Source organism: Polynucleobacter necessarius, assembly GCF_900096765.1.
GTDB classification, from domain to species: Bacteria; Pseudomonadota; Gammaproteobacteria; order Burkholderiales; family Burkholderiaceae; genus Polynucleobacter; species Polynucleobacter necessarius_F.
The window spans coordinates 1,797,071-1,812,709 of sequence record NZ_LT615228.1 but is presented as its reverse complement, the minus strand read 5'-3'; the positions used below and the strand labels follow the sequence as shown (position 1 = coordinate 1,812,709).

General features: G+C 43.3%; 18 protein-coding genes and 1 pseudogene. 3 read left to right on the top strand and 16 right to left on the bottom strand.

Going from position 1 to position 15,639, the window contains the following annotated elements:
* Positions 1 to 10 precede the first annotated feature (10 nt).
* The 8 genes and pseudogenes from DXE33_RS09495 to DXE33_RS09460 all read right to left on the bottom strand — a co-directional run bounded on the left by DXE33_RS09495 (position 11) and on the right by DXE33_RS09460 (position 8,133).
* A complete protein-coding gene (locus DXE33_RS09495; RefSeq protein ID WP_162785442.1) occupies positions 11 to 643 on the bottom strand; it encodes a class I SAM-dependent methyltransferase in 633 nt (210 codons plus the stop codon).
* A 62-nt stretch (positions 644 to 705) separates the two neighbouring features.
* Complete coding sequence (locus DXE33_RS10295) at positions 706 to 1,056, bottom strand: hypothetical protein (RefSeq protein ID WP_231970467.1); 351 nt, start codon at positions 1,054 to 1,056, stop codon at positions 706 to 708.
* Between the two features lie 11 nt (positions 1,057 to 1,067).
* Positions 1,068 to 2,021: a lipopolysaccharide biosynthesis protein gene (locus tag DXE33_RS09485; protein WP_114639647.1), complete on the bottom strand. Its 954-nt coding sequence runs from the start codon at positions 2,019 to 2,021 to the stop codon at positions 1,068 to 1,070.
* A pseudogene (galE, locus tag DXE33_RS09480) lies at positions 2,022 to 3,031 on the bottom strand (UDP-glucose 4-epimerase GalE).
* A 13-nt stretch (positions 3,032 to 3,044) separates the two neighbouring features.
* Positions 3,045 to 4,466 (bottom strand): O-antigen ligase family protein, encoded by a 1,422-nt coding sequence (locus tag DXE33_RS09475; protein ID WP_114639646.1) that lies wholly within the window; start codon positions 4,464 to 4,466, stop codon positions 3,045 to 3,047.
* Positions 4,467 to 5,435, bottom strand: a complete 969-nt coding sequence (gene fcl, locus DXE33_RS09470; protein WP_114639645.1) for a GDP-L-fucose synthase — start codon at positions 5,433 to 5,435, stop codon at positions 4,467 to 4,469. It abuts the gene before it with no gap.
* A 40-nt stretch (positions 5,436 to 5,475) separates the two neighbouring features.
* Entirely contained in the window at positions 5,476 to 6,603 is a 1,128-nt protein-coding gene (gene gmd / locus DXE33_RS09465) for a GDP-mannose 4,6-dehydratase (protein ID WP_114639644.1), read from the bottom strand.
* 60 nt (positions 6,604 to 6,663) lie between these two features.
* Positions 6,664 to 8,133, bottom strand: coding sequence for a mannose-1-phosphate guanylyltransferase/mannose-6-phosphate isomerase (locus tag DXE33_RS09460; RefSeq protein WP_114639643.1), 1,470 nt, complete (start codon positions 8,131 to 8,133; stop codon positions 6,664 to 6,666).
* 189 nt (positions 8,134 to 8,322) lie between these two features.
* Between DXE33_RS09460 and DXE33_RS09645 the strand changes: the two genes are divergently transcribed.
* Positions 8,323 to 8,469 carry a hypothetical protein gene (locus tag DXE33_RS09645; RefSeq protein WP_162785440.1) on the top strand — a complete coding sequence of 49 codons (147 nt, stop codon included), beginning with the start codon at positions 8,323 to 8,325 and terminating at the stop codon, positions 8,467 to 8,469.
* A 103-nt stretch (positions 8,470 to 8,572) separates the two neighbouring features.
* On the opposite strand, the gene DXE33_RS09455 is transcribed toward DXE33_RS09645, so the two are convergent.
* Positions 8,573 to 9,112 carry an HPP family protein gene (locus DXE33_RS09455; protein ID WP_114639797.1) on the bottom strand — a complete coding sequence of 180 codons (540 nt, stop codon included), beginning with the start codon at positions 9,110 to 9,112 and terminating at the stop codon, positions 8,573 to 8,575.
* A gap of 269 nt (positions 9,113 to 9,381) precedes the next feature.
* Here DXE33_RS09455 and DXE33_RS09450 point away from each other — a divergent pair, with 269 nt between their 5' ends.
* A complete protein-coding gene (locus DXE33_RS09450; RefSeq protein ID WP_162785439.1) occupies positions 9,382 to 10,167 on the top strand; it encodes a methyltransferase domain-containing protein in 786 nt (261 codons plus the stop codon).
* Positions 10,168 to 10,256: 89 nt separating this feature from the next.
* Here the strand turns inward: DXE33_RS09450 and DXE33_RS09445 are convergent, their stop codons facing one another.
* The 7 genes from DXE33_RS09445 to DXE33_RS09415 form a co-directional block, all read right to left on the bottom strand.
* The gene (locus tag DXE33_RS09445) at positions 10,257 to 10,565 is read right to left on the bottom strand and encodes a high-potential iron-sulfur protein (protein WP_114639641.1); all 309 of its coding nucleotides are present in this window, start codon (positions 10,563 to 10,565) and stop codon (positions 10,257 to 10,259) included.
* A gap of 162 nt (positions 10,566 to 10,727) precedes the next feature.
* Entirely contained in the window at positions 10,728 to 10,964 is a 237-nt protein-coding gene (locus tag DXE33_RS09440; protein ID WP_231970466.1) for a hypothetical protein, read from the bottom strand.
* An 87-nt stretch (positions 10,965 to 11,051) separates the two neighbouring features.
* Positions 11,052 to 11,858 (bottom strand): GTP cyclohydrolase I, encoded by an 807-nt coding sequence (gene folE, locus DXE33_RS09435; RefSeq protein WP_114639639.1) that lies wholly within the window; start codon positions 11,856 to 11,858, stop codon positions 11,052 to 11,054.
* A gap of 90 nt (positions 11,859 to 11,948) precedes the next feature.
* Positions 11,949 to 12,320, bottom strand: a complete 372-nt coding sequence (locus tag DXE33_RS09430; protein WP_114639638.1) for an MAPEG family protein — start codon at positions 12,318 to 12,320, stop codon at positions 11,949 to 11,951.
* Between the two features lie 44 nt (positions 12,321 to 12,364).
* Positions 12,365 to 12,997, bottom strand: coding sequence for a glycerol-3-phosphate 1-O-acyltransferase PlsY (gene plsY / locus DXE33_RS09425; protein WP_114639637.1), 633 nt, complete (start codon positions 12,995 to 12,997; stop codon positions 12,365 to 12,367).
* Between the two features lie 52 nt (positions 12,998 to 13,049).
* Positions 13,050 to 14,006 (bottom strand): site-specific tyrosine recombinase XerD, encoded by a 957-nt coding sequence (gene xerD, locus DXE33_RS09420; RefSeq protein ID WP_408634206.1) that lies wholly within the window; start codon positions 14,004 to 14,006, stop codon positions 13,050 to 13,052.
* Positions 13,990 to 14,475, bottom strand: a complete 486-nt coding sequence (locus DXE33_RS09415; protein ID WP_114639635.1) for a YajQ family cyclic di-GMP-binding protein — start codon at positions 14,473 to 14,475, stop codon at positions 13,990 to 13,992. The genes xerD and DXE33_RS09415 overlap by 17 nt, the downstream gene beginning before the upstream one ends.
* 117 nt (positions 14,476 to 14,592) lie before the next feature.
* On the opposite strand from DXE33_RS09415, the gene murB reads away from it, so the two are divergent.
* The gene (murB, locus tag DXE33_RS09410) at positions 14,593 to 15,630 is read left to right on the top strand and encodes a UDP-N-acetylmuramate dehydrogenase (protein ID WP_114639634.1); all 1,038 of its coding nucleotides are present in this window, start codon (positions 14,593 to 14,595) and stop codon (positions 15,628 to 15,630) included.
* Positions 15,631 to 15,639 lie beyond the last annotated feature (9 nt).

Here is a 15,639-nt window from a genome sequence, read left to right as displayed (position 1 = left end):
TTTGGAGGCATTAAGAATTGCCCAATTTCTCAAGCAAATGAGTTATCTTGCGACCTATCTTTCTTGGAAAGGTATTACCATTTTTTGTCCAGATAGAGCTATATTCCGATAAATCATTTTGCTCTACAACTGGAACGGGCTCATTAAATTCTATGCCTGCAAAAAAATATTCTAAATTTTGTGACACTACCTCATCCCAACCCATTTCTAGAGCCTTACGTAATTGAGATGTGATTGCATCAAACTGCCTCAAGGGCAATTTATCCTTTCTTAAAAACTTAATCACTTTTTCATCATCAAGCCACATTAGCTGGGTATGAACATCAAAATTGAATAAATAGTCATATGGTGGCAATGGAAACTCTACATAACCGCGCCCTTTCCCCACCCTATAAATTTCTGACATAAAAAATGCAGGATTCGGCACATGTTCAATAACATGCGAGGCAATCACATAATCAAATTCACCATCCACAAATGGAAAATTCTCACCTTGATAATAAGTAACGGGGCGCCCAGAATAATTAAGGGTCATCTTTACGTCCCCCCTTTGGCGAATAGCCTCAGATTGCTCATTAAATTGATATTCCAGAAAAACATTTGCTCTCGGATGCGGATTCGATCCAGGGCCGACCTCTAACACTAAGTCATCGGGCTTAATAGAGGAAATTTTGTTATGAAAAACATGATTTTTTCTTTGTCAATTTAGAAATGGCTGGAATTATTTCGGAACCACAGGAATCCTAAAATCAATTGCAATGATGTCATTGCCAGCCAGTATAGTGCCCCTGAAATAATGCCTAAGATCGGAATGCTTAAAACTAATAACGGCAGTAGAGTGACTAGAATCAAAACATTAATTTTGATAGTAATTCTTCCCTCCCCATGCACATGCACCAACATACGCTGATATAAAATCTGATAGACAGAATTTAATGCAACCGCACAGAAAAATATACTGAGCGGAATTGATCCCTTGGTAACAACTTCGGGATTACCCAGCCAAACTTGAAGTATCCACGAAGCTGCAAAAGCTAAAACTAAACTAGGTAACACGCAAAAAAATACTATTCCCAAAGCAAGCCATCTGAATGAATTTTTTTATTTTCCTCTAAATCTTGCGTGATTCGAGGCAAAAAAGCTCTTATTAATGGTTGCTGCAGCTGCATAACCGCCAGGCCTAAATTTGCAACGATCACGTAAATACCAAAAGAGGCAACATCAACATACTTTGGTAACACTATACGATCCATTTGTGAAGCAAGCATCCCAACCAGCACCCCTACTAGCAACACACCCGCTTCATGTCCTAGCTTTTTATAATCCATCCACAAAATTGGATCCAACCTACTTTCTCTTAGCGAGGAACGAATACTATAAAGATTTGATAGATATTCGATGATTGCAATAGTTGTAAAAGGTATTAAATAAGCAATAGCATCAGCGCGCCAAAAATAGACGCAACTTAATGCACCAAGGTGCTTTATAAGACCAAAACTACATTGTCTTATGTTTGCCGTGGATTGCATTTGCATGCCATTCCAATAACCGATATTAGAGTTATTCGAAAACTGAAACAAAAACTGTAACAATACTAAGTGGAATGCCCAAATAGCTTCGGGTGCAAAAGATTTACCACTGCCAAACCAGTTTTCGATTAGCCAAGGAAGGGAGAATTGTCCAAGAACAAATCCCCCCAATGCCAAACCTATATAAGCCCTTTGATAAATGACAAAGATTTTTAGTCGCACATTAGGTTGATGTGCGACTCTTGCAACATCTCTTGGCATAATTTGCGACAAGCCGGCATCTAGAAGATTAAAAAATGCTTGTAATGTCATACAAATAGCTACAACACCCCATTGCTGAGGTCCCAGAAATCTTAAATAAAATGGAATGAGCAAAATCGATAAACCACCCATCCAAACTACGGAAAGATAATTAGTAAGGATGTTGCGACCCAGTTGACTCTTTAATAGATCCCTGAAGTCGGCAATCTGAAAAAAATTGCGGTTTCTCAATTAATCCCAGGTCTTTCTATACTCCTGCCATAGCCATCCGGAGCGGCACATATCTTGGAAATTGCGCCTTGCTTTCCATCCAAGAATTTTCTCTGCCTTATCTACTCGTGCAAAACAAATTGCAATATCTCCTGGGCGTCTATTTTCGATTGAATATGGTATTGATTTTCCTGAGGCACGTTCGTATTCCTCTAAAACCTCAAACACACTAAAGCCTTTGCCAGTACCCAAATTAACGACATCCCAACCTTTGCTTTGATGGATATGAGATAAAGCAGCAACATGACCTTCAGCCAAGTCCATCACATGTATGTAATCCCTAACGCCAGTTCCATCATGCGTGGGATAGTCAGCACCATATATATATGTAACTTAGATAAGTTGCCAATTGCTACCTGAGAAATATAGGGTAATAAATTATTAGGAAGCCCATTTGGATCTTCTCCAATTAAACCCGACTCGTGAGCACCAATTGGGTTGAAGTACCTCAGGCAAATAATGCGCCAATCTGAATCTGAGGCAGAAACATCCTTGAGCATCTCTTCAATGTGTAGCTTGCTTCTTCCATAAGCATTCGTGGCACTCGTTGGGTGATTTTCGTCAATCGGTAAATATTGAGGGTCACCGTAAACTGTAGCGCTTGAGCTAAATACCAATTTCTTTACTTGCGCAACTTTCATTGCCTCAAGCAAACTAATCGTACCCTGCACGTTGTTTGCATAGTACTCAATAGGCAGTTGCACAGACTCTCCAACAGCCTTCAAACCAGCAAAATGAATAACTGCATCAATTTGGTTTTCAGATAAAGTTTTGACCAATAGAGCTCTATCTCGCACATCTGCCTCGATACAAATCAAGGAGTGTCCGAGAATCTTTTCTAGGCGCGTCAAAACACTTTTATCAGAATTACAAAAATTATCCAAAAGCACCACATGGTGACCAGCCTTAGCCAATACCACCGCAGTATGGCTTCCAATATAACCTGCGCCACCCGTTAGAAGAATATTCATATGATTAAATCGTTTAGTTATTGGCAACTAGGGGGCTTAAATGGCCATGGGAAGGTTTGGCTAATAGATGCAAAACAGCCAAAAAGGCGATCCAGTACATCAATATTTCCACCCCATGTTGCACGCTGATCTCGCCAACGGTGTACATACAAATGAGAGCACTTCCCATCACAAATCTAAATCCAGAAAGTTTATCTTGCACTTCACTAATCAATGAACCCCACACAATCATGATTAAAGGCATCAATAAAAGCACGAGGCCAGGAAAGCCATAACTTAACGTGAAATCTACCCATGCACTATGGGTAGAAGGAATGTAATCAACATCTTTGCCAAATTTTTGCTTGAGTAATCTTGGAAAAGATCGACTCATCACCCCAATACCCAGTGGATTTTCTGGCGCAAATAATGTTAATCCAGCGGTAGCCCAAGCTGTCCTTTCATAGTTATTTAAAACCACCTGTCTACCATCTATGGTTTTTGGATAGCCCAATAACTCTGGGTCACGCCAATTAGGATACCGATCAATCTGAATGGCGACTTTGACATCCTCAATAGTGGTACGCCAGCCAGGGTTACGATCTGATTGCGCTTTACCAAACCAGACCACCAAACTAATTACAGCTAAGGCAATGACCAGCAAACCTTTAACTGATATGGGCGATTTAAAAGAATGTCGCCCACTTAACAGTTTGATAAAAAACCATACTGACGCAGCCATTAAAATTAAGACTGTGAGACCGATACCATTACGCGCATCAAATACAAATACATAGCAATACATTGCCAGTAGCAAGCCCCCTACCCAGAGAAGACTGGCGTAGATCAGGCGCCGGCGATCACTACCAACCAAATAAAATAATAGGCTGCCGGTTAATCCAGAAATCATCAGACTACCAGCCAGAACGCCATTAATCTTTCCATAAAAGATATACCCGTACCAATCAATAGCCAAAAGACTGTGCTCGGCGATTGCTTTTGGAACGTATTGGCATAGTAAATAAAAAAAGCTCGCCAAAATTCCAACCCAGAGCCAATTAATTAAATTTTTGTTTTTGTTAATCGCAAAGGCAGTCCCAATGGCAGTGAGAACAGCCAGCAAACTTCTAAACCAGGTGCTGGTTAACTCCTGTAGCTGTTCTTGCGGGTAGCGACTTAAAAACAGATAGTGAAAAATCACCCATAAAAACATGAGGCCCAGCATTACTAGAGGTACCGTACTTCTTAGTGCGAGGGCATTTTTTAAAGATGGCTCTCTATATTGCCTTACCGAGTATAGGGTTCCGATAATTGCACCAATCACCAAGAAAATATTTCTTAAGGCAATCGTATTTTTAACAGCCCAAATTCCCAGAAGAACAGAGCTTAATAAAAGTAATACTAAGCCAAGCCCATCCCTCTGATAACCCTGAGATTGTGAGTGGGCAAGATTCATTTACTTGGCCAGCATATCGGCATAAGCTTGTTTTAAGCCGATTGGTAAATCTACTTTAGCTTGCCAGCCCAGCCGATTGAGCCTTCCAGAGTCCATCCACTTACGTGGCGTACCATCGGGTTTGCTTGAATCAAAACCGATCTTGCCTTGATAACCGGTTGCTTTAGCAACTGCATTTGCTAGCTCAGCAATGGTCACATCAGAGCCATAGCCTACATTTATATGACTTTGCATGGGCTCTGTTTGACTATCGTAAGTATGCTTGTCTAACTGCATCACAAACACCGATGCAGCGGCCATATCGTCAACATACAAGAACTCTCTTTTGGGGGTACCCGTTCCCCAGATCACTACTTCTGGAGCATTGCTCACTTTTGCCTCATGGAACCGTCTAATGAGCGCTGGTATGACATGACTGTTTTCAGGGTGATAGTTATCGCCTGGCCCATACAGATTAGTCGGCATCACTGAGCGGTAATCTACCCCATGGCTTTGGCCATATTGACGGTTATAGCTCTCACACATCTTAATACCGGCAATCTTGGCAACTGCATAGGGCTCATTGGTGGGCTCTAGCTTCCCAGTGAGAAGCGCATCTTCGCTCATGGGTTGAGGCGCCAACTTCGGATAAATACAGCTTGAACCCAAGAACAGTAATTTTTTAACGCCATTTAAAAAAGCTTGATGGATGACATTGTTTTGCACCATCAAGTTGTCATAAATAAACTCTGCCGGAAAAGTATTATTCGCATGAATACCCCCAACCTTAGCAGCAGCTAAATACACTTGATCTGGTTTTTCTGATGCAAAAAAATCAGCTACCGCAGCTTGATTAGTTAAATCTAACTGAGCATGTGTACGAAAAACAATATTTTGATAACCCTGAGTCTCTAGATTGCGCACAATGGCTGACCCCACCATACCCCGATGGCCAGCAACATATATTTTTTGATTGAGGTCTTTACTCACGCGCTTATTTTTCTTATTTATTTTTCTTATTTATTTTTTCTTAATTCTCTTTACCAACGGATACTGAGTAACCATGCTTGCTCAGTAATGCATGCTGCTTGGCCTTATCTAAATCACTGGCCACCATCTCCACAATCATTTCATCGAGTGTGATTTCTGGAACCCAGCCTAATTTCTCTTTGGCTTTGCTAGGATCACCTAGAAGGGTTTCTACCTCAGTTGGGCGATAGTAGCGTGGGTCAATCTGGACAATCACATCGCCCACCTTCAATGCAGGAGCTTTGTCACCTTCAATAGCAGCGACAATCGCCTTTTCATTTTCTTCTTTACCCTCAAATTTGAGAGTGATACCCAACTGTTTGGCACTGCGGATAATAAATTCACGCACAGTGAACTGCACGCCAGTAGCAATCACAAAGTCTTCTGGCTTGTCTTGCTGAAGCATGAGCCACTGCATCCGTACATAGTCTTTGGCATGACCCCAGTCGCGCAGTGCATCAATGTTTCCCATGTAAAGGCATTTCTCTAGGCCTTGCGCAATATTGGCCAGACCTCTGGTTACTTTACGAGTGACGAAAGTTTCACCGCGGCGCTTAGACTCATGATTAAACAAAATACCGTTACAAGCATAAATGCCATAAGCTTCACGATAATTCACAGTAATCCAGTAAGCGTGCATTTTCGCTACGGCGTATGGGCTTCTAGGATAGAACGGGGTGGTCTCTTTTTGAGGGATTTCTTGTACCAAACCATAGAGCTCAGAGGTGGAGGCCTGATAAAAACGGGTTTTCTTCTCTAGACCCAGAATGCGAATAGCTTCTAACATCCGCAGTGGGCCAATCGCATCAACATCTGCTGTGTACTCAGGAGACTCAAAAGAAACTGCCACGTGACTTTGCGCGCCCAAGTTATAAATCTCATCTGGCTGACATTGCTTAATAATGCGCACTAAGTTACTGGTATCGGTTAAATCACCATAGTGAAGAATCAAATCTGGATGATTAATGTGTGGATCTTGATAAATATGATCAATACGCTCGGTGTTAAATGAGGAGGCGCGACGCTTGATACCGTGAACAATGTAGCCTTTTTCTAACAAGAACTCGGCAAGGTAAGAGCCGTCTTGGCCAGTAATGCCGGTGATTAACGCTACTTTTTGCTTACTCATAAATACACTCTTCTTTTTTTACTCAATTTAATGAACTGTTTGAATGATTAGAACTATTGATTAACTTCGCCCGTAGGTATCTTCAAAACGTACGATATCGTCTTCACCCAAATAACTACCGGATTGCACTTCAATAATCTCCAGCGGAGTCTTGCCTGGATTTGCCAAGCGGTGGGTCTGCCCCTGCGGAATATAGGTACTTTGATTCTCGGTTAAGAGCAATACTTGATCACCGTTAGTAATTTGCGCAGTGCCCTTCACCACAATCCAATGTTCTGCGCGGTGATGATGCATTTGTAAGGAGAGGCTAGCACCTGGCTTGACCTGAATACGCTTGACCTTAAAACGCTCGCCCTCGTCTACGCTGTCATACCAACCCCAAGGACGCGAGACTTTGCGATGTAAGTTTTTCTCTTCCCGCTTTTGGGATTCAAGTTGGCCAACAATATTTTTTACATCTTGGCTATTCTTGCGATCAGCAACTAGCACTGCATCTGCCGTTTCTACAATGATGAGATTTTCAACACCGACAGCGCTCACCAAGCGAGTGCTGGCATGCACGAGTGAATTTTTGGTATTGGTGAGTAGGGTATCGCCACTGGTGACATTGCCTTGCTCATCTTGCTTGCCTACTTGCCATACGGCATCCCAGGCGCCTAAGTCATTCCAACCAGCATCGAGCTCCACCATCTTGATCGGAAATTTTGAGCCAGGACATTTTTCAATCACGGCGTAGTCAATCGACTCGCTCGGAATCGCATGAAATAGTTCTTTTGCTGGGCGCACAAAGTCGGCATCCCCTGATGCATCGGCGCTCTTGGCCTGCCATGATTTTTCAGTGGCCACTAGAATATCTGGGCGATATTCTTTTAAGGCCGCGAGCCAGACGCTGGCTTTAAGCACAAACATCCCGCCGTTCCAAAAGTAGCCACCTTCCGCTAAGTATTGTTTTGCAGTGGGTTCATTGGGTTTTTCGACAAAGCGTTCAACGACATAACCTGCATCTGAATTAGCGCCTTGGACTTTGATGTAGCCATAGCCAGTTTCTGGTGTAGTCGGTGTAATACCCAATATTGCAATCGCACCTTCTTTTGCAATCGCAATACTTTGAGCCAATGCTTTAGCAAATGCCGCAGGATCGGTCACCGTTTGATCGGCTGAGGTTACTACCAAAATGGGATCCTCTAAATTACCGCCGAGTTCTTGGGCATACAGTGTAGCTAAGGTGAGTGCGGGGGCAGTATTTCTACCCGAGGGCTCAAGCAATAGAGTAGCTGAAACATTCTTGAGTTCGCGCAATTGATCAAGCGCTAAAAAACGATGCTCCTCATTAGTAACAATGAGTGTTTTGCCTAGCGTAATATCTTCATTGCCAACAGAATGAATGCGATTGATCGCCTGTTGAAATAGGCTTTGATTAGAACCATCTCCCGAAAGTACCAGAAATTGCTTTGGAAACCCCGAGCGAGATAAAGGCCAAAGACGGATTCCAGACCCCCCACAGAGAATTACGGGCAAAACTTGCGTCATAAGCAAATAGCCAACCTTTTGAATGTAGTGTGCAATTTTACGGTTTTTTTAAGTGATTAGCCCTAGATTTTATAGCTTTATATAGGCTCCAAATTTTTTATAAAATGTATCATGCAGGTGTAATAAGGCGCAAGATAGCGCTAGCAAGACCTGCTTGATTGAAACCATAACAACATTACAGGAGCCAATATGTCTTTAGGTAACATCCCAAAAATCAATGTCCGTAATTCCGTTTCAGAGTGCGCCCAGTCACTCAAAAAGGAAAATGCCGGTAAATATCATAACTACGGCATTAAAGACTGTATCGCCTCAATTGCAGCGACCAAGATCAAATAAACTATCCTTTCAATAGATAGCTACAGATCACTACAAATAACTATATTTATTGAAAAATAGGCCTATTTCAGAGATATTTAAGCTAAGAACCTTTTTGAATACTCTATTTAGGCCTGTTTGGATAGACTTTTCCAGTCAGATTGCTATAAATTGCTCCAGCTAAGACCAACAAGACAGAGTCAATGAGTACTGGAAAGAGTGCGTAGCGATAATGGGTCACATGACCCAAGATTGCAATCATGGCCACCGCGGCGGCTAGCGGATGCAAACATCGCAAAATAAACATCCCCATAATCGATAAACTTGCTGCGATTGGCATGGCCAATAACGGCTGATTAATCAGAATCGCAATACTAATCCCAATCAGCGCTGACAAAGTATTGCCGGCAATCACAGCCCAAGGCTGAGCCATGGGGCTGCCGGGCAAGGCAAAGACTAGTAGTGCACTTGCTCCCAAAGAAGCCATAAGCCACTCATCTATGCCGCTGAACTCACCTAATAATTTGGCTACGGTGAGCACCAAGACCAGCCCCACGAATGCACCTGCACAAGAACGCAGTCGCTCCACCCGGCTGACCGCAGGTTGATCGCCCCCGAGGTAGAAGGAGTAGTGCTTTATAAAGCGCTCAAGTGTATGTTTCACAGGTGGCATCTTAACTGAAAGGAAATTTCCCGCAATAAGAACTTGTTTGCACCTTGGTAGGCGCCACAGGGAAAAATCATTAACCTATAATTCACTGCCCAGTACTGAAATCTGTAGCCCACACGATCTTAATGTAATATTTTGAATACATCACTTAAGCCTCAGTCACCAAAGATGCCATGCCTGTCAAACATCTTTGAAATCAACCCCCATAGACGCTTATGCTATCTGTGAGGAATGCGGATCAGCAAATTATATTTCCGAGAGAAATGCAGAAGAAGACAACAAAAACTATTTCAATAACCACAAATAAAAATGTACCGATCAGATCATTGTTGTTTTCATTTTTCAATCGAATCGATCAAGCATCTAACAGAAAAGAATTTTTAACATATCAAAAGCTATTAAAACAAATTGAGTCAGCTATTGATGAGGCTTCAACATCAGTAGAAATTGGCTTTGGTGAAGGTGATGAACTAAACAGAAGGTTGGCAAGGGGCGCAAACTGCTTTGGCATTGATTTATCTAGTACTGTAGTTAATAACTTCAAAAGCAATTTTCCACATTACGCTAGCAGAGTTGTATGTGAAGCTGCTGGTAAGTCCTCCATCCCTTGTAATCTGATTTATTCAAATGCATTATTCGAACACTTGGATCACCCCGATCTTTTCTTGCAGTCAACGCATGAGCAATTGCAAAGAGATGGAATACTAGCCATACGTATTCCTATAAAAATTAATGAGAATGCAGGTGAGAACGAGATGGATATTAACTACTGGAAACCATGCCACCGCGTCCTCTACACACTCAAGGGCATTGACTCTATCCTAAAAAGGCATGGTTTCAAAATTACCCAGCAAGCTACGCTTTCGTACTATGGTTATAAAGTTATGAATAGCTTACTAAAATCAGGTTATTCTTCATTGCACGATATTCGGTGCCCTTATGCAAAAATTCCAAATCTTTTAACGATGGGATTCCTAAAGGCATTGATGTTAGCTTTATTTGAAAAACCGATTTGTGTTGAGTACGCCGCGATCGCTAGGAAGGTATGAAGTTTTTGACTTAGCCTAGGCTAAAACTATACCCAATAAAAAGCCACCTGTTCGGTGGCTTTTTATAAACTAAATTAAGGATGGCTAAATTAAGCCTTCTTAGCGTAAGCAGAGCACCAGCCTTTGCCAGCAACTTGTTTACCCGCAAATAATGGGCAACCACCGGCAGCAGAACCAGGTTTACCTTGGTAGAGAGCGCAGTTATCGCATTGTTGACCAGCGGCGTACTTGGCGTACTTTGCCTTATCTACTTTAGTAGCGTCAGATTTGTAACCCAAGGCTGTAGCCTGTGGATCAGTATCAGCAACCATTGCTTGCGCTTGAACTTTACCATTCAATGCCAAAGTACAGGCACCAGCAGCAGACAAAATCATAAATTGACGACGACTATTTTTCATGGGTTCTCCAAAAAGTAAAACAGCAATTGATTTGAGTTTTCAAAACCAAAGCTGATCATAGTGGAGATGATTTGAGCTTGCTAGTGATTCGCTAAGCTTATGATTTATATACAAATATAGTTGAGAATTATTCTCAGCAATCAATACAGATGATTCTTGGAATTATTTCCAGCCCTTAAGCTTCATACAACCTTGCCATTGGCGAATATGAACGCCTGAACCTTGCTCAGGATAATCTTCTTTGCACTCGGCTAGGTCTTTTCGAAAACTTGTCGCATTATTTTTGCTAGGGTCTTGATTTTGATCGGGAACAGCACTGCCACAAGCAAAGAGTAAAGCAAGCAAAGAAGCAGTAATGCCATAAAGTGCAAAGCGATACATAGGGATTGAAACTTTCAAAAAAAGAGTAAATGTTTCGAATGGGGGAAAAGGTTATTGCCCAAACTTTGAGCGCCCTCTGAGAGAGTTCAGCTTCCAATCATCGGGCTATTTCCGGTCGATAAGCGCTAGGAACTCACGGCGTAGATTAGAGTCCTTTAGAAAAGCTCCCCGCATCACGCTATTAATCATCTTAGAGTCGCGGTCTTTTACCCCGCGCCACTGCATACAAAAGTGATCGGCATCCATCACCACGGCCACCCCAATTGGTTTGATCTTTCTCTCGAGCATATCTGCTAACTCCACCACCGCCTCTTCCTGGATCTGTGGACGACCCATAACCCACTCGGTTAATCGGGAATACTTTGATAAACCAATCAATGCAGAGTCTTTGCTTGGCAACACGCCGATCCAAATACGACCCATGATTGGACACAAGTGATGTGAACATGCACTTCGCACAGTAATCGGGCCAATAATCATGAGCTCATTTAAGCGACTGACATTGGGAAACTTAGTTAAGGTCGGTTGATCGATGTAGCGCCCATTAAATACTTCTTGCACATACATCTTGGCCACACAACGACTGGTGTTTCTAGTGTTGTGATCATTTTGGGTGTCAATCACCAAACTCTCAAGAACTGCTTGCATCTTTTCAGAGACTTCATCAATTAAACCTTCTAACTCGCCTGGCTTGATAAAGGCAGCGATATTGTCACTGGCATGAAAGCGTGCTTTTTGAGCTTGGATTCGACGACGAATCACAACCGATAAAGGAGTGCCCTCGTCTTTTTTGATGCTAGCCTTTTTGGCGACCGCTTTTTTGGCAGCTATTTTCTTGCTAGGAACAGCTTGAGTAGTCACTTTTTTAGAAGTCTTGGTGCTAACCGGAGCGATTGTTTTTTTAATAGGCATAGGAGATGTCAGTGAGGTAGTTGTTGGCGTTGTTTTTTGCGTTGCTATTTGGGTTGTTATTGCGCATATTGGCTCGATGCATCTCTCACATTAAACCTGACAAAAGATAGTAACTACACAAATTAAGCCCAGCAACCAAACAATCGATCTAGTGGTGGGCCAATTGGCGATATAGCAAATGAGATACGCAATACGGGCAATCACAAAACCAATCGCAAGCGCATCAATCCTTGACTGCGGCGCATTTGCGATGTGGGCAATAATCACTGCTGCAAAAAAGAGCGGCAGAGATTCAAAGAGATTGGCTTGCGCTGCATTGGCTCTAGCTCTAAATCCAGTTTGCTTGGCAAGCCATTGTCTTGGGTTAGCATTGTCGTATTGCTCAAAGCCTTTTTTGGCTATTCCAGCAGCAACGTAGGGAAATAAACCCATAAAGAGAACGCAAGCATAAGCAATGGTCATAAGTCTATTTTGCGCCTTCTTTATCTATAGCACTAGGTGCGTATTTACTTAGCCGTCTTTTTCGAGCCAATGCGGCTCTCGGTGCCATTGAGTAAATTACGAATATTGCTACGGTGCCGCCAAATGAGCAGCAAGCACACAATCAATAAGGCGATACCCATCGGCTGAAAACCAAACAAGAATACAAAATAGATCGGCCCAAAAATGGCTGCAGACAGGGCTGCCAATGATGAATAACGCATAAAAGTGGCAACGATGATCCAAGTACCCAAAGTCGCTACACCCAGGATCGCATTCACGCCAAACAAAATACCACAGGCAGTGGCAACACCTTTGCCACCCTTAAATCCATGAAAGACCGGGAACAAATGCCCCAAGAAGACAGCCAGCACTACACCACACAAGAGCCAAGAATTGAGCGATGCAGTGAGCGACTGATCACCAAGCAGCACCCGAGCAAGCATCACCGCCAGATAGCCTTTCAGTGCATCACCCATCAGCGTTAAGACAGCTGCCAATTTATTACCTGTACGCAATACATTGGTGGCGCCTGGGTTACCAGAGCCATACGAATGCGGGTCAGGCAAATTCATACACTTACTCACCACTACGGCAAATGAAATCGAGCCAATGAGATAGGCAATCGGAATGAGTAATAGATCTAGGGTAAAAGTCATATCGTCATCTTAAACACTTTTATCGCTTTTTCTCATTAAATCACTTGTGGGCTTAAGTGCCACGGGGGTGATGTTGCTGATGAATTGACTTGAGACGCTCTCTAGCGACGTGGGTGTAAATCTGTGTTGTAGAAATATCTGCATGACCCAAGAGAAGCTGTACCACTCTTAAATCCGCCCCATGATTAAGTAAATGAGTTGCAAAAGCATGTCGCAAGGTATGCGGCGATAGCGCAACCGGGATATTAGCGATGGTAGCGTAACGCTTAATCAGCGCCCAAAAAGCCTGTCGTGTCAAAGCTGTACCAGTATGGCGACCCACAAATAGGGCATCACTGGTTTTACCTTCTAGCAAAGGTGTGCGTGCTTGGGCTAAATAGCGCCTTAACCACTGCCCCGCTTCCCCACCAAAGGGCACAAGACGTTCTTTACCCCCCTTGCCATTCACGATTCGCACGACTCCTTCATTTAAACCCAAAGCAATCGTTTTGAGATCGACGATTTCTGAAACGCGCAACCCGCTGGCATACATCAGCTCTAACATCGTACGATCACGCAAGCCCAATGGTGTGTCGATATCGGGTGCATTCAGTAAAGCGGTGACCTGATCCTCGCTTAAAGTTTTTGGAAAGCGTAAAGCTTGCTTAGCAGCTCGCAATCCAATACAAGGATCACTTTTGACTAAATTGATGCGTAATGCGTGGCGATAGAATCGCTTAAAAACAGTTAAGCGTCGATTCGCTGTTGTCGCTTTATCGGCACGACGATGCGCAATGTAAGCGGTGAGATCTTTTTCAGCAACAGAGTAGAGATCTGCTTCTGATTGCGCATAGAGCCACTGTGCTAACAGCACAAGATCTCGGCGATAAGCAGACAAGCTGTTTTGCGATAAGCCATCTTCTAGCCAGCAGGCATCACAGAAGCGCTCAATCGCCTCTTGGCTAGTTGGCGCTATCTTTGGGGCGGCCTTTGCAGGAGCCCCGCGAGGCTTTTTAGTCACGGAAGTTATTAAAACCCAATGGCGCTTCGGTGATTTCTTTTTTTAGCAATGCCATCGTCGCCTGAAGATCATCACGCTTTGCGCCCGTCACACGAACCGCATCACCTTGAATGCTGGCTTGCACTTTAAGCTTGCTATCTTTAATTACGCGTACAACCTTTTTAGCTAACTCAGAAGTAATGCCTTTTTGAATCTTCATAGTTTGCTTTTTCTTATCGCCGCCAATGGTTTCAGTTTTGTCATCTTTGAGATAACGTACATCCACGTTGCGCTTAGCCATTTTGTTAATCAACACATCACGCACTTGACCTAATTTGAAGTCATCATCACCAAACAAAATCAAGGCTTCATCTTTTTGCTCTACGCGGCTATCAGAGCCCTTGAAGTCAAAGCGATTGCTAATTTCTTTATTCGATTGTTCGATGGCGTTCTTAAGCTCAACCATGTCTGGTTCACAAACTACGTCAAATGTTGGCATTGCGACTCCTTGTATTCCTTGTGTTGTTACTGGGGCGAGCTATTCGCATTCTCAGCGGTCAGACTCTTTTAAGCTAATTATCTGCGCTTTTGGTGCGCATTCGAATAAGATTGTGTCATGAACTTTGCCTCTAATGCGTCTGCCACCCCAAAATTGACTCCCAATGTTGGTCTAGCCAATCGCAATACCTTTGGTCTAGATGCTAGTGCTGAGTTTGCCCACGAAATTACCTCGCCCGATCAGATTGGCGCCATCATGGAAGTAATCACTGAGCAAAAACTGCCTTGGCGCGTATTGGGCGGCGGCAGTAATGTCATTTTGCCCAAGGTCTTACCTGGCGCCACCTTACTCATGAATATCACTGGACAGGAAATTGTCTCTTCCGATGAACACGCAACAGTGATTGCTGTTGGTGGTGGCGTGAATTGGCACGAGTTTGTTTCTTGGACGCTGGAACACAATCTTCCTGGCTTAGAAAATCTAGCACTGATTCCTGGGACGGTTGGCGCAGCACCGATACAGAACATCGGCGCTTACGGTGTTGAAATTGCCGACTACATTGATCACATCGAAGCGTTTGATACCAAGACCCAAGCCTTTGTCACCCTTTCAAAAGAAGCCTGCCAATTTGCTTATCGCGACAGCTACTTCAAACAAAATCCCCATCGCTTTATTGTGACAAGGGTCGTTTTTAAAATTCCAAAACAATGGCAAGCTCGCGTTCATTATGCTGATTTAGCCAAGCAGTTTGCGGCAAACTCAAACCCAAGCGCAGAAAAGATTTTTGTGGCGGTCTGCAAAATTCGGACAAACAAATTGCCTGACCCCAAGATCATTGGTAACGCTGGCAGTTTTTTTCAAAATCCGATTGTTCCTCATGAGCAATATGAGACCTTGCTACAGAAACATCCGACGCTTGTCTCTTACCCCGATGCACCAGGCAAACGCAAGCTAGCTGCAGGCTGGATCATTGATCAATGCGGTTTTAAGGGTCAACGCATGGGTGCTGTTGGTGTCTATGAAAACCAAGCACTCGTTCTGGTCAATCATGGTGGCGGCACAGCTGGGGACATTTTAGGACTGGCTAAATGCATTCAAGATACGGTACGCAAAGAGTTTGGTGTCAGCTTAGTGATAGAGCCCAATATTCTGTAATTCGGTAAG